This window comes from Aquimarina sp. MAR_2010_214 (genome assembly GCF_002846555.1).
GTDB lineage: Bacteria > Bacteroidota > Bacteroidia > Flavobacteriales > Flavobacteriaceae > Aquimarina.
On record NZ_PJMS01000001.1, the window covers coordinates 3,911,672 to 3,935,770 of the forward strand.

General features: G+C 31.3%; 16 protein-coding genes. 8 read left to right on the plus strand and 8 right to left on the minus strand.

Annotation, left to right across the window (positions count from 1 at the left end; genetic code table 11):
- Positions 1–194 precede the first annotated feature (194 nt).
- The 3 genes from ATE84_RS16865 (at position 195) to ATE84_RS16875 (ending at position 2,964) form a co-directional block, all read left to right on the plus strand.
- Positions 195–1,256, plus strand: a complete 1,062-nt coding sequence (locus tag ATE84_RS16865) for a sensor histidine kinase (protein ID WP_233195831.1) — start codon at positions 195–197, stop codon at positions 1,254–1,256.
- Positions 1,249–1,950 (plus strand): LytTR family DNA-binding domain-containing protein, encoded by a 702-nt coding sequence (locus ATE84_RS16870; RefSeq protein WP_101449073.1) that lies wholly within the window; start codon positions 1,249–1,251, stop codon positions 1,948–1,950. Before ATE84_RS16865 ends, ATE84_RS16870 begins: the two co-directional genes overlap by 8 nt.
- A gap of 114 nt (positions 1,951–2,064) precedes the next feature.
- Positions 2,065–2,964, plus strand: a complete 900-nt coding sequence (locus ATE84_RS16875) for a DMT family transporter (RefSeq protein ID WP_101449074.1) — start codon at positions 2,065–2,067, stop codon at positions 2,962–2,964.
- Positions 2,965–3,027: 63 nt separating this feature from the next.
- Here ATE84_RS16875 and ATE84_RS16880 read toward each other — a convergent pair whose 3' ends face one another.
- A complete protein-coding gene (locus ATE84_RS16880; RefSeq protein WP_101449075.1) occupies positions 3,028–5,061 on the minus strand; it encodes a sensor histidine kinase in 2,034 nt (677 codons plus the stop codon).
- A gap of 135 nt (positions 5,062–5,196) precedes the next feature.
- Here ATE84_RS16880 and ATE84_RS16885 point away from each other — a divergent pair, with 135 nt between their 5' ends.
- Both ATE84_RS16885 and ATE84_RS16890 read left to right on the plus strand, forming a co-directional pair.
- Positions 5,197–6,030: a hypothetical protein gene (locus ATE84_RS16885; RefSeq protein ID WP_101449076.1), complete on the plus strand. Its 834-nt coding sequence runs from the start codon at positions 5,197–5,199 to the stop codon at positions 6,028–6,030.
- Between the two features lie 39 nt (positions 6,031–6,069).
- On the plus strand, positions 6,070–8,307 hold the full coding sequence (locus ATE84_RS16890) for an FAD/NAD(P)-binding protein (RefSeq protein ID WP_101449077.1): 2,238 nt from the start codon (positions 6,070–6,072) through the stop codon (positions 8,305–8,307).
- A gap of 140 nt (positions 8,308–8,447) precedes the next feature.
- On the opposite strand, the gene ATE84_RS16895 is transcribed toward ATE84_RS16890, so the two are convergent.
- A complete protein-coding gene (locus tag ATE84_RS16895) occupies positions 8,448–11,825 on the minus strand; it encodes a leucine-rich repeat domain-containing protein (protein WP_101449078.1) in 3,378 nt (1,125 codons plus the stop codon).
- Positions 11,826–12,585: 760 nt separating this feature from the next.
- Complete coding sequence (locus ATE84_RS16900; protein ID WP_101449079.1) at positions 12,586–13,692, minus strand: DUF2911 domain-containing protein; 1,107 nt, start codon at positions 13,690–13,692, stop codon at positions 12,586–12,588.
- 222 nt (positions 13,693–13,914) lie between these two features.
- Between ATE84_RS16900 and ATE84_RS16905 the strand changes: the two genes are divergently transcribed.
- Together ATE84_RS16905 and ATE84_RS16910 are read left to right on the plus strand one after the other, a co-directional pair.
- On the plus strand, positions 13,915–14,979 hold the full coding sequence (locus ATE84_RS16905) for an AraC family transcriptional regulator (RefSeq protein ID WP_101449080.1): 1,065 nt from the start codon (positions 13,915–13,917) through the stop codon (positions 14,977–14,979).
- 244 nt (positions 14,980–15,223) lie between these two features.
- Positions 15,224–16,612, plus strand: coding sequence for a right-handed parallel beta-helix repeat-containing protein (locus ATE84_RS16910; RefSeq protein ID WP_101449081.1), 1,389 nt, complete (start codon positions 15,224–15,226; stop codon positions 16,610–16,612).
- A gap of 211 nt (positions 16,613–16,823) precedes the next feature.
- Here ATE84_RS16910 and ATE84_RS16915 read toward each other — a convergent pair whose 3' ends face one another.
- The 5 genes from ATE84_RS16915 to ATE84_RS16935 all read right to left on the minus strand — a co-directional run bounded on the left by ATE84_RS16915 (position 16,824) and on the right by ATE84_RS16935 (position 23,073).
- The gene (locus tag ATE84_RS16915) at positions 16,824–17,996 is read right to left on the minus strand and encodes a C45 family peptidase (protein ID WP_101449082.1); all 1,173 of its coding nucleotides are present in this window, start codon (positions 17,994–17,996) and stop codon (positions 16,824–16,826) included.
- Positions 17,997–18,149: 153 nt separating this feature from the next.
- Positions 18,150–18,680, minus strand: a complete 531-nt coding sequence (locus ATE84_RS16920) for a hypothetical protein (RefSeq protein WP_101449083.1) — start codon at positions 18,678–18,680, stop codon at positions 18,150–18,152.
- Positions 18,681–19,221: 541 nt separating this feature from the next.
- Positions 19,222–19,917, minus strand: a complete 696-nt coding sequence (locus tag ATE84_RS16925; RefSeq protein WP_101449084.1) for an aspartate/glutamate racemase family protein — start codon at positions 19,915–19,917, stop codon at positions 19,222–19,224.
- Positions 19,918–19,969: 52 nt separating this feature from the next.
- Positions 19,970–20,413: a GNAT family N-acetyltransferase gene (locus ATE84_RS16930; protein WP_101449085.1), complete on the minus strand. Its 444-nt coding sequence runs from the start codon at positions 20,411–20,413 to the stop codon at positions 19,970–19,972.
- Positions 20,414–20,424: 11 nt separating this feature from the next.
- Positions 20,425–23,073 carry a DUF5916 domain-containing protein gene (locus ATE84_RS16935; RefSeq protein ID WP_101449086.1) on the minus strand — a complete coding sequence of 883 codons (2,649 nt, stop codon included), beginning with the start codon at positions 23,071–23,073 and terminating at the stop codon, positions 20,425–20,427.
- A gap of 134 nt (positions 23,074–23,207) precedes the next feature.
- On the opposite strand from ATE84_RS16935, the gene ATE84_RS16940 reads away from it, so the two are divergent.
- The gene (locus tag ATE84_RS16940) at positions 23,208–24,098 is read left to right on the plus strand and encodes a LysR family transcriptional regulator (RefSeq protein WP_101449087.1); all 891 of its coding nucleotides are present in this window, start codon (positions 23,208–23,210) and stop codon (positions 24,096–24,098) included.
- The last annotated feature ends 1 nt before the right edge of the window (position 24,099 follow it).

Below are 24,099 nucleotides of genomic sequence, written 5' to 3' on the forward strand. Positions count from 1 at the left end.
ATCATACATATTACCATACTTACATCAAAACTAAGTTCAACCAAAAAACAATTAGGTTCATCACACTTTTTATTGTGTATATCAATATAATTGTGAAAACTCAAGAACATTAGTAGCTTTGGTATATGATTGAGTTTTTAAAAAAATACAAAGCTTTTTTTATAGGGTTAATTATTATTCCAATATTTTACCTATTGGACTACACAGAGTATGTAAACATCCCAAATGATCAACCAATTGAAGTACTTATTATTACACTATTTTGGGGATTAATAATTGCCATACCAATTCATAATTACAACTACTTAAAAAGAAAAAAAAGAACGGTATTAAGAATAGTAATTTTAATTATTCTCTTCTTTATTGCATTGGCTATTGATTCTTATATGAGAATGCCAGATAACCCAATTACATTCATTCTTTTAATGGGTTTTTGGTTTGGATTTGCATACATATTGGTACCTACATTTATCAAAAAATATTGGAAATTGATAACATTTATTTATGTACCAATATTTTTATACTTCATCTATTTAAGACTCTTTTCTGGAAATTTGGAAGCTTATCTAAAGATTAAGGACGATTTTCCTATTTATATATTCTTTTTACCAATACCAATCTTGTTTCTTGTCTGGGCATTTGAGCAATGGAAATGGTTACAAAATTTAAAAGCTGAAAAAGCAAAAACCGAATTATCCTTATTGCGATCACAAATAAATCCTCACTTTTTCTTTAATACCTTGAATAATCTTTATGCCTTAACTATAAAAAACTCAAAACAAGCTCCTGATGTAATTCTGAAATTATCAGACATGATGCGTTACACTATTTACGAGGGAGAAAAAGAAACTGTAAAACTTTTAGATGAAATTGAATATTTAAACAACTATATAGAATTACATAAAATTCGATACAAAAAATCCGTAGAAATTACTTTTGATCATAATAATGTTGATACTCATTTAGATATTGCACCTTTATTATACATTATCCTTTTAGAAAATGCTTTTAAACATGGTGTTGAAACACTTTCCGAAAATGCCTTTATTCATATCAACTTATATGATGACAACGACTTTATTTATTTCAAAATAGAAAATAATTTTGATCAGAAGGAAAATAATAATGCAAACGGAATAGGCATACAAAACCTTAAAAGAAGGCTATCTTTATTGTACAATCAAAAACATGAGTTAATTGTAGATGAAACGAGTGACATCTATAAATCAACTTTAAAAATTTCAAAACATGCTTAAATATATAATTATTGATGACGAACCTTTAGCTCATGAAATTATAGAAGAATTTTGTAGTATGTTACCACATGTTCAATTAAAAAAGAATTGCTATAGTGCTATGGAAGCCATGCAGTTTTTAAATGAAAACACCGTAGATTTTATGTTTTTAGATATCAATATGCCTAAATTAAAAGGATTAGATTTTTTAAAAACTTTGACCAAACCTCCTAAAACTATTATAACAACAGCATATAAAGAACATGCTTTAGAAGGGTTTGAACTTAATGTTGTTGACTATATATTAAAGCCTTTTAGCTTTGACCGCTTGGTAAAAGCAGTAAATAAAGTTTCAGATAATCAAGTAACAAAAATACTTGTTAAAGATGACTCAAGTAAAACAACTTCTACTCGATTCTTCATTAAAGGAGATAAAAAGCATCATCAAATTGATTTGAATGATTTATTATTTATTGAAGCCTACGGAAACTACACCAAACTCTTTTTAAGAGATGAAATGATTATAAGTCACGAAAAAATATCTCATTATGAGTCAACTCTAAATAATAATGACTTTTTGAGAGTTCATAAATCGTTTATTGTCGCAATAGAAAAAATAAAATTTATAGAAGGTAATCGTATTTTAATCAATGAACATAAAGTTCCAATTGGTCAAACATATAAAAGCAACGTTAATAAACTGTATAACAACTGATAAACCCGATACACTACCCGTCTATCGACAAACTCAAGGTAAACACTACCTAAATGCATTATAATACTTCTAATATTCTAATTGCAAAATGACTTAAGAAACTATATTCGCGCCATGTGGATGTATTTAGGCTTATTGGCAGCACTTTTTTTAGGATTACACAATTTATGTAAAAAACATGCAGTACAAGGAAATGAAGTTTTTCCGGTACTTTTGGGCACTATTTCTAGCGGGTTTTTATTTATAGCTACCTTTTATCTATTATCTATTTTTTATCCTGACTATGCTTTAGATAATGGCTATAATTTTCAGGATATTTCTTGGCAAACGCATGGTTTTATTTTTATAAAATCTACTATTATGGCTGGTTCTTGGGTTTTAGCCTATCAAGCTTTAAAACATTTACCCATTACTATTGTCACTCCAATACGTTCAGCTGGACCATTTTTCACCTTTATTGGTGCTATTATAATTTATAAAGAAAGCCCTAATTTGTACCAATGGATAGGGTTTTTCATAATTATTTTTTCAGTGATTTTATATTCTAGAATTGGTAAAAAAGAAGGGTTAAATTTTAAACGTAATAAATGGATATTTGCTATTATTGGCGCTACATTTTTAGGTGCTAGTAGTGGTTTGTATGATAAGTTTTTAATTCAAAATTTAAGTTTAAATCCACAAACCTTACAATTTTGGTTTTGTATATATACCATACTAATTTTGCTGGTTATCTTAACCTTTACATGGTTTCCGTATACCGAAAAACGAAAAGAGTTTAAATTTCGATGGTCTATTGTTGCTGTTGGTGTCTTATTACAAGCTGCAGATTATTTCTATTTTAAAGCCTTGCAAGATCCTGATGCACTAATCATGTTATTATCTGCTATAAAAAGAAGTCAAATACTAATTGCTGTCGTAGTTGGTGGTCTTCTCTTTAAAGAGAAAAATAAACGAAAGAAATTAGTACCATTATTAGGTATTATGATAGGAGTTTTTTTGATTTTGTATTCATAATTAGTACTATAGATAATAATCCCTCTTCACTCCTAGTCCATCAATAAACTTAAAAGCTATATATTAGTTTTTAACTTTTTTTAATTGTTCTTTAGAAACAAAAGAGATAATAAATTTAGTTCCGATACCTAATTCGCTTTCACAGTGAATTTCGCCATTCATTGATTCGATATATTTTTTAACAATGGATAATCCTAGTCCAATAGATGCCTCACCTTCTGTAGGCTGTGCACTAAGTTTTTGAAATCTACCGAATAGTTTCTTTTGGTCCTGTTCGCTAATACCAGGCCCATGATCCTCGACCACAATATATGTTCTTGCATCATGAGATTTTACATGTAAAGCTACTTTACTTCCTCTTTTAGAAAACTTGATGGCATTAGAAACCAAATTTTCTAACACCTGGATCATATAATTTTTATCCACTTCTACATAGTGATTGCCTGATTGTGATGTAGTAATCATTTCTATCTCTTTATCCTCTGCAGTAAGACGAAAACATTTCACAACATAGTTAACCAATTGTACTAAATCAATAACTTGATTCTTTAACTTGACCTGATTTGTTTCTAAAGCGTGTATGTTTAAGATCCTACCAATCATCTGTGAGAGACGATCTGCTGAATTATCAATTTCGGTTAAATACGATTTCTGATCTTCTGTCAAGTGTAAAGATGTAATATCGATTAATTGTATTAATAATCTTATATGGCTCAAAGGGGTTCTAAGATCGTGGGCAGCTATATTTACCAACATATCCTTTTCCTTATTTAGGTTAACTAGTTCTTCATTTCTAATAGCTACCTCTGCTGTTCGTTCCTTAACCTTCTTTTCGAGTACTACATTCTGCTCCTGAATCAACCTTTCATTTTCTTTGGCTTTTAATAGCGCTTCTAACTGTGCATCTTCTTTTTGTTTTTTATACATATTAATTCGGTCACCTAGTGCAAATGAAAGCAATAAAACTTCTAGAGCTGAACCAATTTGCATCGCATTTAAATACGTCATAACAAAAGTCAGATTTAAAGACTCTAGGATAGCAAAACAAATACCAATTATGAGAGCTCCCCAAGCAAGCAAATAATATTTAGCAGGACGATACCCTTTTAACCTAAATCGAATACCTAAGAGAATAAAGTACGCTGCCATGATTAGTAATCCTCCTTGTGCCAATTTCAGGCCTTCTATTTTAAAGCCTAGTAACACAAGAGCACATACCAAAACACCTATAAAAAGAAACACCATCGATCCCTTATGCATTATAGAACCAGATTCTTTGGTATTTAAAAATTTTTGAGTAAATAAAGTCGCAGTAATCATGGTTAACCCTGCACTGACTACTACCAGTCCATTAAGAAAGGGAATATTGGGCCAAAAGTATTCAAAGAAGTATCCGAATACTGAAGCCATAAACCAAGTAATACTAAATACATAAGCAATGTAGTAGAGGTATATTCTCTCTCTAGTAGAAAAATATAAAAAGAGATTATATAGGAAGATCAACAGCATAAACCCAAAATAGATTCCTTGCAGAAAGTCTAAATCATGTTCGTAGTTTAAAAATTGGGATAATGTTCCGACTCGAAGAGGAAAAAATAAGGGTTGATCACTCTTCACCCTAAGGTAAAAAGTTCGCGTACTATTCACATCAAAATCAAGAGCAAATAGATAGTTACTTACTTCAATTTCCCTGGTATCAAAAGGTAAGTCATCACCTGTATGCCTGATAGAAATTAATTTGTTTTCTTTATCAAATTCATAGAGCGATATAGAATCAATATAAGCCGAACCGACATTCAGATAAAAATTAGCCGGTATTGCCTTAGTAATTTTAAATTTTAACCAATATGCAGAAGCAGTACTAGAAAAATTTAAGGTTTCCTGAGTATACTCTTTAAACTTGATTTCAAAGCTATTACCCATAACCTCTTCAATGGATAGTTTAATAGATGTATCTTCCAGATAATGGGTTTGTTTTCCGATATCCTGCAATTCTGTTAAATCATGTAGAAGAATAGTTGTTTGACCAAATGAATTAAAAGGCGACAATAATAATATCGATAAGAATCCTAAATAGTATTTGAAAGAAGCCTTCATTCTTAATGTTTAATATTTTGAGAAACCATTTTTACTCAACAAGGAAATTTTATAAATTATACCGTTTCAATTTCCTAAAATATCTATTGTATATAACAATTTAACTTGTAAGTTTATAAACCTTTTCACTAATATATGAACAAACTTGAAATACTTAAGGAAAAAGCCAAACGAATTGTACTTAGTGTTTCTGACAATCCACAAGGGCGCTATCAATTACGTTACGAATTTTACCAAAAATATGGAAATCCTATAACTAAAGGAAACGAAGGACTTGGGAATTCTGAATTAGCATTCATTGACTGGGAAATAAAGAGAGGTACACTCAATCCATTAAATCACCTTAATCCTGGAAGTGCATGGTGGAGAGAAGTCAATAGTCATTTTCTTTATGTAGCAACACTTGCTCAATTGATTAAAGAATCTGGAGAGACGTTTCAAGGTTTACCAGTTCCAGTAAATTTTTGGCTTGATTATATCAATACACCAAATGAATTTTCTTGGTATCGTGCCCATAATTCGAGTATAATTTCAGGATACCAAATAGCTGATAAACTAGCTTGTAAAGAGACTATTTATGAGCAATACTTTATGAATATCGTCCTTTATCGCTTACTTTATGCACAGTCCATGGTTGAAGGTGTCAGTTTTGGATTTTTGGGTAAAATATTTGCTAATCCTCGAGGGTGTGCGGTTGCTATAATAACAGGTGTAAAAGCCTTCTACCCTGATCATTACCCCATGTCAGAAGAGGATATTAAATACGTAACCCATCGTGCACGTAATTTCATGGGATTCATTGAAGATATTTTTGATAAAATTTTGATATTAAGACACTTGAACAAACTATACATCGAAGCTGCAAAATGGGATAATTCCCCAATAGTGATGAAGTTCGTTACAAATAACCAACCCATCTACCCAATTAGTCATAGTGAGTTCAGTTCAGCATATTTCAATAAAAAATAAACCATTAAGAAACCTTATACTCTTTAAAATTAATAACCAATGCAAAATACTGAAAAGAACAAAAAGAAAATAGCCATACTAGGTAGTGGTATGTCATCGCTTACATCAGCTTATGAGCTTAGCTCCTACGAAAACTGGCAAGATCATTATGATATCACAATTTATCAAATGGGTTGGAGACTAGGAGGCAAAACAGCTACTGGTAGAGGCCCAAACGAAAGGATTCAAGAGCATGGTATTCATATTGCTCAGGGATGGTATGAAAATGCATTCCGATTGATACAAGATTCTTATAAAGAATGTGAAAAACATGATCTAATGCCTAATAGTCCCTTTAAATCCTGGGAAGATGCTTTTGATCGGGAAGATACCACATTACTCACCCACTTTGATCCTAAGACAAATCAATGGATCAAAAAGAATATTATCTTTCCTTCTAATGAATATATACCTGGTCAAGGTGGTCCTTTACCTTTTTCAGCCATTATTCATAAAGCAGTAGGTCTAATCGCAGAAATTTTGTTTGGTAAAGATCCAAACAAAGATAATCTAGTGAATATGGCTTCTGAATCTGCTAAAGAAATCAAAACACCAGAACATCACCCACTTTGGGGAAATTTTAAACCTAAATTTGAAGCTTTTATAAAAGACAAAATCTTTAAGCACGAGGGTGAGAAGTTATTAAATTATGTAGCTGAATTAGTTCAGAATATGACTAGTGAAGGTCACGATCATACGCAACGAAAAGAGCATCACTCTATGATCAAAGAACTACTCGACCTACTTTCTAAATGGACGGCTAAGCTTATCGATTCTATAGCCGATCACAACGAATACTTCTATTGGTTAGCTGTATTTGTAGAATTTGGACTTGTAAATATGAAGGGAACATTTGAAGATGTATATAATTCAGAAACTCATGAGTTGGATTATGAGCGTATCAATGACTTGGATTACCGAGAATGGCTTAGAAATCATGGAGCTAGTGAACGGTTATTGAGTTCTGCTATGGTGAGATTTCTCTATACGGGAACGTTTCACAACCTTACAGGCCCTGATCAGCAAGGTAATTTGGCAGCTGGGGTCGGTCTTCATTTTCTTACAAATTCTGCCGGTTATAAAGGGTCTTTTGTCTGGAAATTTAAAGCTGGAACCGCAGATACTATGATTACTCCTATTTATTTGGTACTGAAAAACAGAGGTGTAAAATTTAAGTTCTTTCATAAAGTTGAACAGGTACATTACTCTGATTCTGAAGAAATAGAAAAGGTATCTATGGTCGAACAGGTCACTTTAAAAAATGGCACCTATGACCCTACTTATAAGTTCAAAGATCTAGATGTATGGCCCGGAGAACCTCTTTATGATCAAATAGATGATCAACAAGCTAAAGCACTTAAGGAAGGGCAATATGATCTTGAAGAAGCTTGGTGTGGCTGGGAAAATGTAGGTAAAGTGTCTTTAGAAAAAGGGAAAGATTTTGATTATGTGGTTTTAGGTATCCCTATTGATGTTTTGGGTGGTAATGAAGGTATCTGTAAAGAGATTATTGATAAGAATGAAGCTTGGCAAAACATGTACAATCATGTTAAAAGTATTCCCACTATGTCCATGCAATTATGGATTAAGCCTACATTAAAAGAGTTAGGTATGAACTTACCTGATTGGGGGTTTCCAGAAGGATCATTACCTAACTTGGTGACTTATGCAGATCCTCAATATTCTTTCATAGATATGTCGCAGGTAATGCCATATGAAGATTGGAAAGGTGATGAACCAGGAGTATTAATATATTATACAGGATCCTTTCTTGATCCTGAAGTAATACCTCCATTCTCTGATCATAAATACCCTCATGAGCAATTAGAACGTATCATGCGTGTTTCAGAACAATGGTTACGAGATAAAATGGGCTGGTTTTTTCCTAATGCTACTACACTAGAATATCCCGAAGGAATGAAGTTGAGTGTAATCCATGATTTTTTAAAAAATGCCACAACAGACTATAGCAGACTAAAAACTCAGTTTTTCCGAGCTAATGTAAATCCAACGGATAGATACACATTATCACTCCCAGGCTCTAACAAATACCGACTTAAAGCAAATGAGTCTGGCTTTGACAACCTTATCATCACAGGAGATTGGATCAATTTTGGTGTCAATGTAGGATATTATGAAGGAGCTATTGTTGCGGGTCTTCAGGCAGGTCAAGTGGTACGCGATAAACTTGAATTACCTAGTGAAACAGAGATTTTTTCTGGAGTGAAGTTGAAGTAACAAAATGTAATACTTTTACATAGCAAAAAGTGAATTAAAACTTTACTTTTTGCTATGTTTTATACATCATGTATTCGACAAAATATACATTAAAACTTAAGTAATTCCTGTTAAATTACTACAAGAGTATTTTATTACATCTAACTCTTAATGATCTTAGTAGTGTAATTTACACCTGGTAGCTCTACTTGTATATAATATAATCCTGAAGGAATTAAATCAGTATTCAATTTCAAAATGCCTTTATCATTAAAATCAATACTTGTATTCATTATTAAACCTCCTAAAGAGTTAAAAATTGTGATTATTCCCGTTTTAGAAACAATACCAGGTATATGAATTATAAGATCTTCTTTTTCTAATGGATTTGGGTATGCTTCGAATGTTTTAGTATTATCTAAAACATCGAATGGATCATTTGTAGTTAATGCTTGATTAACTACTAAAGTTATTGGGTTCAATTGTAATGTTAATTTTGTTGCAACCGTATTCTTTATCAAACAATCGTAAATACCATTGTCTTCTGTGTTCATTTTAGTTATAGTATAGGTTGCTGTAGTGGCTCCAATAATATCTGTACCATTTTTTCTCCATTGGTATATATTATTTTCACTTGTAGTTTCTGTAATTGTGAATGTAAAGTTTTGATTTTCGTTAACTTCGATAGTTGTTGATTTACCAATGTTTGATTGAGGACTATACACAAGATCTGGTTGATTAAAAAATGTATTTTCAATATTTTCAAAAACAAAATTATTTGTATCCACCTTAAAAGATTCAATCGAATCTTCAAATAAGGGTAATGCACCCTCTAGCTGATTATTATTTAAATACAATGAACTTAAGTTTTTCAACTTGGTTAATGTTTCTGGAACTTCACCTGATAGCAAATTATTGTCAAGAGTCAATGTTCTTAGCGTCTCTAGTGTTCCCAACTGTTCAGGAATAATTCCGGTTAATAAATTCTCACTGAAATTAATTCGATCTATAGAATCTAATCCATTTAAAGTTGATGGAATTGAGCCCTCTAATTGATTTTTATATAAAAATAGATCTTTTAATTTTTTTAAGGCTCCTAACTCATTAGGAATTGTTCCAGTAAGTTGATTTCCATATAGGTATAAATATTTCAGATTACTCAGTCGCCCTAATTCTTTTGGTATACTACCAGTTAATTTATTATAAGTGAGAACTAACAATTCTAACTTATCTAAACTCCCAAGTTCTGATGGAATGCTACCTTCTAATTTATTACTTGATAATTGTAAGGAACGTAGTTTTGGTGATGAACCCAATACTGATGGAATAGTTCCAGATAATTGATTCGAACTCAAATTCAAATATTCAAGATTAGGTAATTCACTTAATTCTGGTAAAATAGTACCTGTTAGTTGATTTCCTCTTAGATCAAGTGATCTAATTCTTTGTAGTTGACTTATTTCTAACGGGAGGTCTTTTGATAATTGATTTAGAGATAAAAATAAATATTCAAGATATTTTAAGTTTCCTAGTTCTGGAGGAATACTCCCAGTCAACTTATTATTATAAAGATCAATAGCTTTCAAACACCTGATTTGACTTAATTCTACAGGAATAGTTCCACTTAAATTATTCAATGTTAACCTAAGGAACTGTAAATTTTTTAAGTTACCTAATTCTGCAGGAATTCCATCTATAAGTCTATTATGCCCCAGTTCTATATTCCATAAATTAGACAATTGTCCCATTTCTTTAGGAATTGCTTTTTCTATTTTGTTAGAAAGCAAATCTATACTAGTAAGCATTGTTAAGTTACCTATTTCTGGTGGTAACGGTCCCTTAAGATCATTATTTCTCATATAAATAGATACTACTCTACCTTGTTCATTTAATTTTATACCTCTCCAATTATCTATACTTTTACTTAAATCCCATTTTCGAACCCAGCCTTGTCCATTTGTAGAATTATATAAGGCCATCAATGCCTCACGATCTAAATTTATCAAACTTTGATCTTGAGCACAGCCATTGATATCTACAGTTTGTTCAGAAACTGTATTAGGGCATTGATCTAAATCATTTGTTATTCCATCACCATCATCATCTAATTGAGCATGTGCACAACCATCGCAATTGACAGAGCTACCCACAGAAGTATTTGGGCATCGATCGAATTGACTCGAAATACCATCATTATCATAGTCCCCGTTTACTACTATTGTGAAATGATTTTTTATTAATGTCAAATCAGTTACTATGCTATTATTAATAATACAATCGTATACTCCTGCATCTGATGGATTTATGGCATCAAAAGTCAAAAACAAAGAATTTTCACCAATAATATTTCGCCCATCTTTTCTCCATTGATAGCTATTATTTTGGCTTGTAGTAGCATCCACTTTTAAGGTATAACTATCTCCTTCATCTATATTTTTCGTTTGTACTACATCTATATATGCTTGATAAGAATAACTTATTTTACTATTTGGATACAAGGTCAAATAATTCTCTAAATCTTCAAAAACAAAAGAATTTTTAGCGATCGCATACTCTGTTCCTTCATTTGGAACAAAACTTAATTCTCCAAATAATTTATTATTAAAAGCATAAAAACGCTTTAGATTAACTAAATTTTCGATTTCCTTAGGAATATTCCCTGACAAATTATTATGCTGTAAATAAATAAATATCAATGGGTTTATACTTCCGATAGATGCCGGAATTTCTTCTACAAAACTATTATAAGAAAAATCAATATGTCGTAATTTATTACAATTACCAATACTATTCGGAATTTTTCCTGTTAGTTTATTATGAGAAATATTTAGGTGGGTAAGGTTACTTAAATTCCCAAAATTTAAAGGCAAACTTCCTTCTATTTCATTAAATGAAGCATCAATAAACTCTAAGGCATTCAAACTCTCAATTCCGACAGGTAAAGATGCTAATTTATTGTTATTAATTTTTAGCCGAGTTAGCTTAATTAAATTTCTTAGTGATAAGGGTAAATTTCCAGAAAAGGAATTTCCACTAATATTTAGATTGGTAAGACTTTTAAAATTACCTATAAATTCAGGAATAATACCCGAAAAATTGTTGGATTCTAATCCCAGATATTCCAAATTAGTTAAATTACCAATTTCTATAGGTAACTCTCCTGTTAATTCGTTTTGATTTAAATAAAGGTATTTTAGTTTTACAAGATTTCCTACTTCTTTGGGTATTTCTCCAAATAATTGATTAGAATCTAAAAAAAGTTCAGTTAGCTGATCGAGGTTTCCAATTTGAGGTGGAATATTACCAACAAGGTTTTGCCCCAAAAGATTAAGACTCACTACTCTACCCTCTTGATTGGTTTGTACTCCATGCCATCCTGCCATATTCTGACTTAAATCCCAAGGAATTGACCAATTATCTCCATTAGTTTCATAATAAAATGTCATCAACGCATCTCTATCTGTAGAGACATTATTTTGAGAAAAACCATTTGTCAATACTAATAGGGATATAGAAAAATATTGTAAAATTTTGTTCATGATTTTCGTGTGAATAATTTGTTATAAATCATAGCATCAAATGTAAGTTAAATTGAGTTCAGATTAATAATCATTTATGCTACTTTTGTTATTGTTTCAAACACTTTATAAAGGCATCTGAATGTCAATTTACATTAGTAAATGTCTTGAATAAACAAAATGTTACCTTAAATTTTTAAATATATCTCAGTAGACAATATTTTTATACTTTTATTACTTTATTAAATTTGGAATATCTGAATAATTTACTATTCCTGAAGTATAGTTTAAAAGATGATATATAGTAATAATAGTAGTTTTGCAATACACTGGATCATCAAGAATGTATTATTGGGTCTTTAATTTTTTAGTTGGCTTTGTTCTACAAACATTAAAATAGCAACTAATAGTTAATTGTTTTCTAATAGGATTTTATATGCTAACAAACAACAGTACCATGGGCTGCTTTGTATTTTTTCACTAAAATCTTTTTGAAATTCCTTCTGGAACCCATACGATACGGTTACAAAAAAATTAAACAGTAATGTTAGATAAATAGTACTTACAATTAATCTCTTCATTTTAATTATTTTTATCAAAAAGGTTAGTCCCAAACATGTTTTCAAAAACCATCTTTTTGTTTCTTCCAGATAGTTAAATAGTAACCATTATATTTTTTAAACACACCAAATTTATCAGGAACTTTCTATAAATAGGTACCAATATCTGATAATCTAAATAGTACATAAATCAGGGTTATATTTTTTATTTTTAAATTTAATTAATCATTTGGTAGTTTGTATACTCCTAATTTAACTTCTTTAACAATTTTTTTTAACCTTGGTTTAAACCTATCAGGTACTATGGATTGCGAGCGTTCTAGTTGATCAATCGCTTTTTCTTTATCATTCATAAAATAGTAACTTATTCCTTTACTGATGTGTAAAAACCAAACTTCTGGATATTTTTCAAGCATCATGTTGCTAAACTCTACTGCTTGTTCTGCTTGTTCAAACCTTAACATTAAGAAAGTTAAATTGTATGCCTCATTTGGTGTAGATATAAGATCAATAATTTCTTTTAATGTATTTACAGCATCATTATTACGATCCAATCGTTTTAAAATATTTGCTTTTACGGTCAAATTGGTGGTATTTTTATTTGATGCAAAACCTCCAAAACCTCCTTCAATAGATCTATTAACCCATGCTAAAGCTTCTTCTAAATTGGTATTGTTTTTTAAACACCAATTAGCCGCATCGTTCCAAGCTTGCCAACGATAAGTGTTTATGCCTCTTAATTCGTGTCTAAAACTTTCAATAACTGTTTTATTCATATCTACTACAACTTTAAATGAGATTCGTTTCTCGCCCCATTCTAAGCCGATATCGACTGAATTCTCTTGCCAATTATAAAATTCATAATCCAACTTTTCAGAAAAATTACTTTTCATACCAGTAACTTCAATAGCAAGTGTTACATCTTTATCTATATCTAAATAATAGCTTCCCCATAGATTATGATTATGAGCAAATAAAAGTGTGTAGGAATTATTTTCTCTAGGAATAACATGAAACCCATAAACTCCTGATTTTAAAAATTCTCCTTCTATACTAACATCTGTAGAAAATTCGATAGTTGTGTTCATATTAGCACCAGCTCTCCAAGGAAAAGGGCGCCCATTGTTAGGTATAATATTAGGGTCATTCCAAACATCACGATTATTAATAGATGGGCTATGATAACTTATGGTAATATCTGTCACTCCTAATCTTTGAGATTCAACAACCTTATTGCTCAACTCGGGGATTTTTAAGGTATGAAATTGAGCTAATATCATAAATGGTGTGCATATAAACAGTACTAAAACTAATTGTCTAAATTTCATAATTGATTTTTTTTGTAAAACAGAGAGCGTTTCAAAATTTTAGAGTTTGATCATTTCCTGGACAGTGTTGAACTGATTGAGATAATAATAACTTTAATGTTTTTTTAACTTTTTTTTCGTAACTAAATATGTTCATTAGATTCATATAGATGAACAGGAGTGAAATTAATATCAATGTATATGTTTACTATTTTGATTTCGGAAAACTTAATATGATTTTATATGAACCAACTAGTTCTTTTAGCCTTTTTTTCTGGCAATATGATTTCCATTGGATTTTTTATATCCATTTATTTTCTTTTTGTTAGAAATGAAAATAAAGTTAGGTTAACCTTATTAGGATTAATCTTTTTGGCTATTTCATTACGTACCATAAAATCTATCATATATTTTTCTGGAGGTATTCCTGATATTGGAGTTGCTATAGGTTATCTGGGGTTGGCTAGTATTGGACCATTACTATGGCTATATTTTAAGTATTTCCATGTCAATACTATTAAAACACTTTATAATTTTAAAAATTATATACATTTTCTGCCTGCTCTAATTGGTTTTATAAGCATCTCTATTTATGGAGGTAAAGTCGCTAGTGAGTTTTATTTGTATACAACATTCGTATTGTTTTTATATGTGACATTTTCTTGGTTGAAATTTATATCTTTTAATAAGAAACAAGAAAAATTTAATACTTGGAACTTATTAATCTTAATAGCTGTTACATTAATTTCTCTGATTTTTATTATTCAACATTTTACAGATACCATGATTAATTATGCTATTGGTGCAGTAATCTCAGCAATAATTATATCTTCCCTCTTATTGTTTGCAATAAAGACTCCTACTTTTTTTCCAAAAACTACATCAAAAAAACATTTTGATCCAATTCTGGTAAAAAAAATAAGGAGTGTTATAGAAGAAGACAAAGTGTACAAACAAACTTCTATAACACTTGATCAATTAGCTAAAAAGCTAGACATCCCTTCATATTTAGTATCAAGAATTATAAAAAATGAATATCAAAAAACGTTTCCCGAAACTATCAACTATTATCGAGTTAAAGATGTTATATCAAAGCTAAATGATGAAAAAACACAGCAAACAAAAATTGAAGGATTAGCATATTCTGCAGGTTTTAATACTCCATCTTCTTTTTACAGTGCATTTAAGAAATTTACTGGAATGAATCCAACTAAATTTGTAACCATGTCTAGAAAACAACAACAAGAACAAGTTAAATCTTTCGAGAAAGATTTAATTCCTCTAAAAGAAACTACTTTTAAAATATAAAAAATACCAGAACTAATATAAACTTCTCCATAATTGTTTGTTACGGTATTATTCTATTGACATCGTCTGTCTAGAAATTTACACCTAAATGATCCTACCGCTTTGCATAATAAGTTTTGTGTTAAATACTCTGATAACAAAAGGTTTTGAATCTGAAAACTGCCATTATCCAAGTGATATCAATGAATAATAATATTTTTTTTTAAATTGCAATATTACAGCAAACTTAATTTTATAACACCACATGAAAAACTTAAAATGCTACCTGCTAATTTTTGCAATGATTTTTAGTATATCCTGTAGCAATGAAGAATCAGATTTTTTTGGAAGTGATTCTGAATATGAAGCAGATGCAGAGGATTTGGATGCTAATGGGTTACCAAAAATTCTTTTTGATGTTCAATTACCAACAATGCCTAATAGCCAAGAATATATTATCGATTTAAGTCGATGGGATATTCCAAATAATGGAACTGACGCAGGTAAGACCACGGATAATTTACAAGCAGCAATTGACTGGGCTCATCAAGAGAACTATAGCCGAGTTGTATTACCTACAGGTAAATACTTGGTTGGTAAAGATGTAAACAATATTTACCAAGGGGGTATTAAAATTCATAGTAATACTGAATTTATATTTAGTGAAGGCGCTGTTTTAGAAATTGATACTAATAATAAATGGAATTATTGTGTTATTAGTTTAGATGGAGATAATATAATTATTCGAGGAGGTACAATTAAAGGTGATCGCGATACTCATATTTTTACACCGCGTGATAGTGATGGGAAGACGGCTCATGATGAAGGACATGGTATTTGTGTTTCGAATAATAATAATGTACTAATTGAAAATGTGAAAATTCATGCTTTGACTGGGGATGGTTCTTTAGTACTCGATTCAAATGATGTTACTTTTGTAAAAAACAACATTTATAATAATAGGCGTCAAGGTATTTCAATAGTTGGTGGTGTGCGTATTGAAATAAAAGATAACGAGATACATCATATTAGCGGAACAACTCCACAATTTGGTATTGATATTGAAGGACCTGGACGTATAGATGAAGACATATTGATCCAAAACAACTATTTTCACCATAATACAGGTGGCGACATTGTTAATGCGACGGGTGAAAATGTTTATATTCTTGATAATGTTATGGAGCAAGGAGAAGGAAGTAAATATGTAGATGGCCCTATTGTTAGCTGGCATAAAACTCATAATATTATTGCTAGAAATACCATTACGATGGTTACCGGATCAGTAAACGGGAGATTGGGATATATCCAATACTCAGGCGGAGGAGATAAAGGTCATAATCGTGCTACTTATGTACACGAAAATGTTTGTAATAGTTGTGGTATGTATATGTATAAAAGCTCTGATGCAGATGTTCGTCGTAATAAGTTCCTAGGGTATTTTATGGCATTTACAGAAGTTGAAAATGTAATATTAATAGATAATCTTGTTACTTATTCTGATGACCACCCTAAGTTAAGGTTTTGCTGGTCATACCGTTTTAACGATGTTACAGGTTCTGCAAGTGGAAATTATTTAGGCGATACCCTTGAAGAGATACCATTATCAAAAACTACACCTCATACATTACAGTGTGTTCTAGACGGTTGGTAGAACAATAAAGCAAGAGACCGAGTAATAATGGTAAGCCATAGGTTATTCCTAATTAATGTTCGTTCTGTAGTCTCAAAATAATGATCAGGAAGTATCAAACTTATGTTGATATAGTATTATAATATTCTCATGATAAACGGTCTATTTTTGGAATATGTCTTTAGTAAATTGTATACAAATTGAAAATTATGTGAGTTTAATATTTGTGGTATCATTCCCTCGGACTAAAGTCAATCCTAATAAATTCAGATTCGTCAGGAGGTCCAGGCGTAATTCGCAAGTATGGTTTTCCCGATAAGGTCATTATAACAGAGGCAAAGGTAAAACCTTGTCCATTTTCATTATTGGTCTTGCAAACCGGATTTTTTTCATCATCCTTTGACCTTAACACATCAATAAGAGTGTACTTGTTTATTTCATTTCGGGTTGCCATTCTTTTTTCAATAGCTCTGAATCTATGGTGACTATCTGTATTTAATGAATGCTGTTCATTTAAAAATTTCGGATTATGAGCTACAAACCAAGGCTTAAGGTCGTCGTTAACCAAGGGATGATTGGTGTGGTATACGATACCATTTTTATTTGAAGGAACAAATCGCATCACCTTATTGGCAGATGCTTCAAAATCAAAAACTTCACCTTGTATTCCCACAATGTAATTTTGCCCGGAAGCATGATTGACCTTCCTAATAAAATTTAGTATTTCATTCTTCTCGCTGGTATTTATTATTCGTCTGATAATAAAAGTAACTGGTAATCCATGCGTATTTGCCTTTAACTGTATCAAGGTATTGACACACACTCCTACTCCATTTTCATTAAGACCATTAAGAGCAATAAGACCTGGATGCGTTAAAATAAGCTGTTCGGGTCTTTTCTTTGTTCGCTCTAACTTCATAAGGATTTGAAAGCCATCTGTATAATTTTCCAAGCCCATATTTTGTGAGAGGTATCCTGGACTTCCGTTCATGGCAGGAACCCCCAATCCACTACAATGATGGTTATGGATATTGTTTACGTATACCCAAAATTCATCCAAAAGGTTTAGTATAAAAATATCCCTGAAGGATTGCTCAGAACCGTCAGAAATTCCAATAATCTCTTCATAAAGCTCTGGTGTCCATTCTTTAATAGCCTTTGTGAAATTTGAATACTCGAAAAAATCCGCTATCACTTTATTCGCATTCTTTCCCAATTTTTCACTGGTATTCATTTTCCACGCTTTTACAATAGCTCCTATTTCCTCTTTTAATTGAGTACCATGCTGTAAACCCAACTTATAGCCAGTACCAGAGAAACTAACCTGTTTAAGTTCTCTAAAAGATTCTTGCGAAAAGCAGCCAGCAGAAAATAGCATTCCAATGACGAATCTGTTTTTTTCCATAAATGAAAGTCCTCTTTAATACAGTATCCTGATAATAATTAAGCTTTAGTTTTTTCTTTTTTAAAGAAAATAGGAATCATAACGAAACATGGACTCCATTAGAGATCCAAAGATTATTTCGTAGATGAAATAAAAAGTTGTGATGATGATTAATTACAATTTTGGCAAGTATGCTTCAGGTATTGGATTTTCTTCGGTCTCTTGAGTCCAGAATATATTTATGATCCGCCATCTGTTACCTTCATTTAGAAGCTGTATACCATTAATGCCTCTCATAAAGGGAGTAGTATCTGATTTGCTTTTGAAACATTGGTAAGTGCTAAACACCTGTGCGATATTTCCAAAAACCTCTACTTTTCTATGAATTTCTTCTTCGAAAAACCCATTTTCTACCAACCATTTCCCAGAATTTTCAACATAACTCTGAGGTGTTACATAGGTAGCACCAACTTTACCTTGTCTGTTTTTTCCAGTGGCCACCAACATGGCATTAGGATGATAGAGATATCGCATAAGTTCCCAATCCCTTGCCTCACCTTTTTCTCCCGATATTACCATATAAAGTGCATCAATAGTACTGTTTATAGTTCTCGAATAATCTGCATATTTATCATGGTTTTCCTGAGCATTTATTCTAAAGAAAAAAGTAAGAAGAATAATTACGGTGATTGCATTTTTTGTCATAAAGGTATTTTTGTTGTTTTAACACTTTTTATATAACGAGCTGTTAACCCACTATTAACTCTACAAAAATAGGTTTACAAGAAGCTTACTTTCTCCTGTTTTCTAAAATCTAGAGATGTTTTAATATGAATTCATTGGTAATGCTATCATTTCTTTTCTGGAGATTCTGTGCCTGGAGATATGCCATAAATTTTTTGTAATAATCCTGGTATGCATATAAAAGTTCTGATGCAGATAGTTGTCATAATAAGTTCCTTGATTACTTTATGAATTCACAGGATTCATAAATGTAATACTAATTGATAATATAGTTACTTATTTTGATGAATACCTTATCCTAATCTAAGGTTCTATAGGTCTGAATTATTTAGGTGACACCCCCTGTCTTATGCATTATAGTGATGTAGGACGGCTAATGGCAGCCATTATGTGCATTAAATTGTAATGGGGTTTATTTATGATCTCTCTAGTATTTAGGTGTTTTTTTAACCAAGATCTGTCAATTCTAATTTCTATGATGTTACCAAAGGTACAATGGATGCTAATTATTTATTGATATACTAACTGTTTTATCCACGTGAATTTTACCTGTGTCAAAAGTTGGAATGGTTACATCTGTTTCCTTAATAAGCATTGGTAATTCTGTACAACCAAGTATTACACCTTCTACTCCATTCAATTGCGTTTTTTTAATAATTTTTATAATCTGTTGCTTTGCAGTTTCTGTAAATACTCCTTTGAGCAACTCTGTATAAATAATATTATGAATACTATTTCTATCTTCTTCATTGGGAATTATAATCTCTAGTCCATAAGTATCTTCCAGAATTTTGGTATAAAAGTCTTTTTCCATGGTATATTTAGTCCCCAGCAAAAGTATTTTTTTGAGCTTCCTCTCTTGAATTACTTCTCCAGTTGCATTAGCGATATGTAGAAATGGAATCGAAATACTTTTAATAATAGTGTCACTCACAATGTGAATCAAATTGGTACATAACACTACCATATCTGCTCCTGCTTTTTCTAGTTGTTTTGCACTTTTAGCTACAATATCACCAATAGTTTCCCAATCATTAGCAAACGTTAGCTTTTCTATTTCTGCGAAATCTACAGAAACCATAATAACCTTAGCAGAGTGCGAACCTCCCATTACTTCATTTATTTTTTTATTGATTCGTTCATAATATAACTTAGAAGATTCCCACCCCATTCCGCCTATCAATCCTATTGTTTTCATAATCAGTGTATTTTAGTTATCTATTTTTACGATTTCTCTATTCATTTTTTCGTTAACACTTGAACATCTTTTGAAAATGAAACCCTAATATCCTAAACCCTTCGTTAAAATAGAATTTGTGAGATCTGCTATTTTCAACATAAGTGTTTAATCCAATAGCCTGATAACCATTTTTTAAGGCCCAATCTTCAATAAAATTGAAGAATAACTTTCCGTAACCTTTGGATTGCATTTTAGTATCAATGATTACATTATCTAGCTCTAATTGTCTACCTGAATACAACCGAATTGACTTCCAACAACCTATTAATCCAATTAAAACACCTTTTTTAAAGAGTCCGAAACAATGGTATGCATCACTTTCAAACATATGCTTTAATCGTTGTTCTAAAACTTTACTTTCTCGATTTGGATTTAATTGTTTGATTAAAACCATCATTTCACTGAAATAATTTTTATCTAATTTTCTAAATTCAATTTGTGTTTTTATATTCATGTTTTTTTAATTTAGAAAAAACGGTATGTTGCTTTTATCAAAAAGGTATTCTTGGGTTGCTTACTAAAAACCTGATTATCAAAATTTCTATACAAACTCCCTATTGATCTTCTGTAATCGGTAATACCTTGTGCCCACACCAAGAATATTTCTGACCCCGGTTTGTATTCATATCGTACCACAAGATTTGACCTAAATTGCGCAAATGAAAAATCAGGAGCATTAAAACTATAATCTACCATAGTATCCAAAGTTTCATCAACATCATAAGCATTATTCACTTCATCATAATAAATTTGACCTTCAGAAAATAGTGACAGTTGTTCACTTTGTGACCTAGCTATGGGGTTATTCATATATCCAAAATCAGTATATACTCCCTTAGAAATGTAAGGTTCTGCATAATATTGAATAGATAAATTGGGATTAATGGTATAATTAAGCCTAAACGCCAGACTAAAGGTATCTTGATCAAGTTTAGACATAATATAGCGTGGTGAGCCATTAAAATCATTAGTTTGATTAAACTGTAATCGATGTCTAATCATAGTATATTTAGGAGAAAATGAAATACTCAATTGGTTTAGAGGTTGATAGGTAATTTTGAACCCGTTTTCTAATAAGAAATAACTATCCTCATTTCCAGTTTTTGTCCATCCGTCAAGGCTAAATGATAATTTTTTTCTAGAATCTGTTCCTAACGCCCACCAAGCACCATATTGATCTGGTAAATATATTCTTGGTCCGCCTTGCAACAACGATTTTGAATAAATATGCGGTTGATGATAAAACCCTAAAGTAATATTCCAATTGTTTTGAAATGTTCCTTTGGCTTCCACGTCCCAATCAATGTAATTCAAATTACCCTCAAAATCCCATTTCAACCAATGTTGATAAGTTAATGTACCTTTTCTAAACTTTCCAAAAGGTTGTAAAGAACTATATATAACACCGGTATAGTTTTGAATATCGTCGGCTTCACGCATAAAACCAAGGTCATTCAATTCTAATTCTGGTGAACGCCAGGTAACTCCTGTTTCAAACTTAAAATGCCCTTGTCCTGCTTTTCCAAATTTGATATCACCTCCTGTTCCCGTAAGCGAGGTTTTTGTTGAATCTACAGCAACATGACTAGCATCTGTACGCTGAAATAAATGTGGAATAGAAAGTTGTGTTCTCAAAATGGCTGTTTCACTTCCCTCCACACGACTCATAACAACATTTGTCCCCAAATACCACGTTCTGTTTTTCCATTGATGCATAAAATCAATCCCTGCAGTTGTAGAAGATTTATGTAAGAAATCAGTATCCTCATCTAAGTTCCTTATGGTAGATGTCACAATACCGCCCAAAAAAGTATTACGATTGTTAAAATCTTTTTGTATCCGCCCTACAAAATAATTAGTAAACGGTTCTATGAGTTCTTCTCTTTCATCACCATTAGTATTAATTTTTGCATACTCGTTGGCAGTCATACTTTCCATAACACCTATTGACCAACCGTTCTTGGTTTTACCACTAAATTTTACAGCTCCTAGTATGGTGGTTCGCTCTGGAGCATCAATGAATCCACCTGCTACAGTTTCAGCAGAACCTTGAGGATTTCTACCAATACGTCTGGAATAAAACAGATTATCACTACTAAAAGATCCCCCAACTATTGGGTTAGAAAATTGATAGTTAAAGATATTCTTGTTTTCTACAAAAAATGGACGCTGTTCTTTAAAAAACAATTGAAACCCATCTAATGCAATTGCTGCAGGATCTGCTTCTACTTGTCCAAAATCTGGGTTAATGGTAAAATCCAAAGTTAGATCATTAGTAATGCCCACTTTCCCGTCTAGTCCTGCATTAATTGATGTTATATTTTTATCACGGTATGGGTTATTGGGTTCTTTTTCAAAAGTCTCCAAAGAAGTTACTACAAAAGGTTGAATTTCAAATTGCTTTTGAGATTTTATCTCTTTTAAACCATGTAATTCTCCAAATTCACTTATCCAACCAGAAGCATCGATAGGAACACGTTGCCAAACTGATATTTCATCATTTTTAAAATACTTTCTTACCACCTGAAGTCCCCAAACTTGGTTTTCAGTATTACCAAAACGCAACTGACTCAAAGGAATTTTCATTTCTGCTGTCCATCCTTCCTTTGTAATTGCACTTTTAGCATACCAAATAGGATTCCATGTCGCATCTTCGTTTTTACCATTTAGCGTTATTATCTTATCACCTTTAACGCCAGCTGATGTTACCGTAAAAGAAAATGCCGAACGTAAATCGTGGTAACTATCAAAGATGATTTCAACCCAATCACCTTCAAAACCATCACGTCTGGACATCCAATTTGTAATCTTATCAGGTTGTTTATCAAAATTTTTGATTCCTACATATACGTATTTTGAGTCGTAGTATATTTTAAAAGAAGTGTTTTCAGAAGGTGACGTATTTTCTGTAGGTTCTCTTTGAATAAAGTTTGACTCCCAGTTACTATGATTACTCCAAATAACATCTTCTAATTTTCCGTCTATAGTTGGAATTTCATTCTCAGAAATTCTTTGAGTGTTGTATGTTTTTTTAGAAACAACTTGTCTCTGTTGAGAAAAGGTAAAAAAGGAAATACTGAGAAATATTGATAGTATAATAGGAACTTTTAACATCGTATATGTATTTATTTGGATCCAAAATTATTGTAGTAAGTAATGCCATACCAGAAAGTTGATTGAATGCTTTAACATCTATAGTTGAAAATTTCTCAACTACAGCGATAACTAATGTGTTGTATCTTTGAATTATGGAGTTAAAATATTTTAGACTTATAAAAACAATCGCCGAAGAGGGTAACCTTGCAAATTCTTCTGAACGTTTATTCTTAACCCAATCAGCTTTAAGCCATCAGTTACGAGATCTTGAAGAACGCTTAGGGTTTAAAGTATTTCATAGAAGTAGAAATAAATGGGAACTTACTGATGAAGGTGCAGAACTTTACAAATTAGCCAATACACTTTTTAATTCTATAGACGAAAGCTTTAATAATATTAAAAATATTAAAGAAGGGTCAAAAGGATCTATTAAGTTAAGTGCAGAGTGTCAATCATTTTTTCATACAATTCCTGGGTTTATTCAAAAAATGGGAATTCTATATCCCGAAATTGATATTGACTTAACTTTAGGTGCAACCTATCAAACAATATCACAAGTGCTATCTAATGAAATAGATATTGCCATTGTGACTTCAAAACCTGCATCAGAAGAATTAGCTAGTATTAAAGTATATGAAGATGAAATTTTTGCTGTAATGCATCAGGAAAACCCTCTAAATTCTTATGACTATTTGGATGCAAGTCATTTTTCTGATGTTCATTTAATTATTAATTCTTTTCCTCTGGAAGGTGTCTCGGTATATGAGCATTTTTTGAAACCCAATAAAATCAACCCTAAAAAGATATCTGCTATTCCATTTACCGAAATTACCTTATCAATGATCGAGGCTAATATGGGCATCATGTGTGTACCAAAATGGCAGTTAAAATCATTTAAACTATCAAATGATATTATTTTTAAACGAATTAGTAAGAACGGACTAAAAAGAAATCATTATTTAGTCGTTAAGGCATTAAACAGAAATAAAAAATATATTCACGATTTTATTTCAAATTTTGAAGAGGATTTTTTAAAATCATAGT

Coding starts and splice junctions, on each gene's coding strand:
- ATE84_RS16915 (WP_101449082.1), bottom strand. CDS start 17,996: ATGGAAAAAAACAGATTCGTCATTGGAATGCTATTTTCTGCTGGCTGC.
- ATE84_RS16925 (WP_101449084.1), bottom strand. CDS start 19,917: ATGAAAACAATAGGATTGATAGGCGGAATGGGGTGGGAATCTTCTAAG.
- ATE84_RS16870 (WP_101449073.1), top strand. CDS start 1,249: ATGCTTAAATATATAATTATTGATGACGAACCTTTAGCTCATGAAATT.
- ATE84_RS16910 (WP_101449081.1), top strand. CDS start 15,224: ATGAAAAACTTAAAATGCTACCTGCTAATTTTTGCAATGATTTTTAGT.
- ATE84_RS16935 (WP_101449086.1), bottom strand. CDS start 23,073: ATGTTAAAAGTTCCTATTATACTATCAATATTTCTCAGTATTTCCTTT.
- ATE84_RS16930 (WP_101449085.1), bottom strand. CDS start 20,413: ATGAATATAAAAACACAAATTGAATTTAGAAAATTAGATAAAAATTAT.
- ATE84_RS16900 (WP_101449079.1), bottom strand. CDS start 13,692: ATGAAATTTAGACAATTAGTTTTAGTACTGTTTATATGCACACCATTT.
- ATE84_RS16875 (WP_101449074.1), top strand. CDS start 2,065: ATGTGGATGTATTTAGGCTTATTGGCAGCACTTTTTTTAGGATTACAC.
- ATE84_RS16895 (WP_101449078.1), bottom strand. CDS start 11,825: ATGAACAAAATTTTACAATATTTTTCTATATCCCTATTAGTATTGACA.
- ATE84_RS16905 (WP_101449080.1), top strand. CDS start 13,915: ATGAACCAACTAGTTCTTTTAGCCTTTTTTTCTGGCAATATGATTTCC.
- ATE84_RS16885 (WP_101449076.1), top strand. CDS start 5,197: ATGAACAAACTTGAAATACTTAAGGAAAAAGCCAAACGAATTGTACTT.
- ATE84_RS16890 (WP_101449077.1), top strand. CDS start 6,070: ATGCAAAATACTGAAAAGAACAAAAAGAAAATAGCCATACTAGGTAGT.
- ATE84_RS16920 (WP_101449083.1), bottom strand. CDS start 18,680: ATGACAAAAAATGCAATCACCGTAATTATTCTTCTTACTTTTTTCTTT.
- ATE84_RS16940 (WP_101449087.1), top strand. CDS start 23,208: ATGGAGTTAAAATATTTTAGACTTATAAAAACAATCGCCGAAGAGGGT.
- ATE84_RS16880 (WP_101449075.1), bottom strand. CDS start 5,061: ATGAAGGCTTCTTTCAAATACTATTTAGGATTCTTATCGATATTATTA.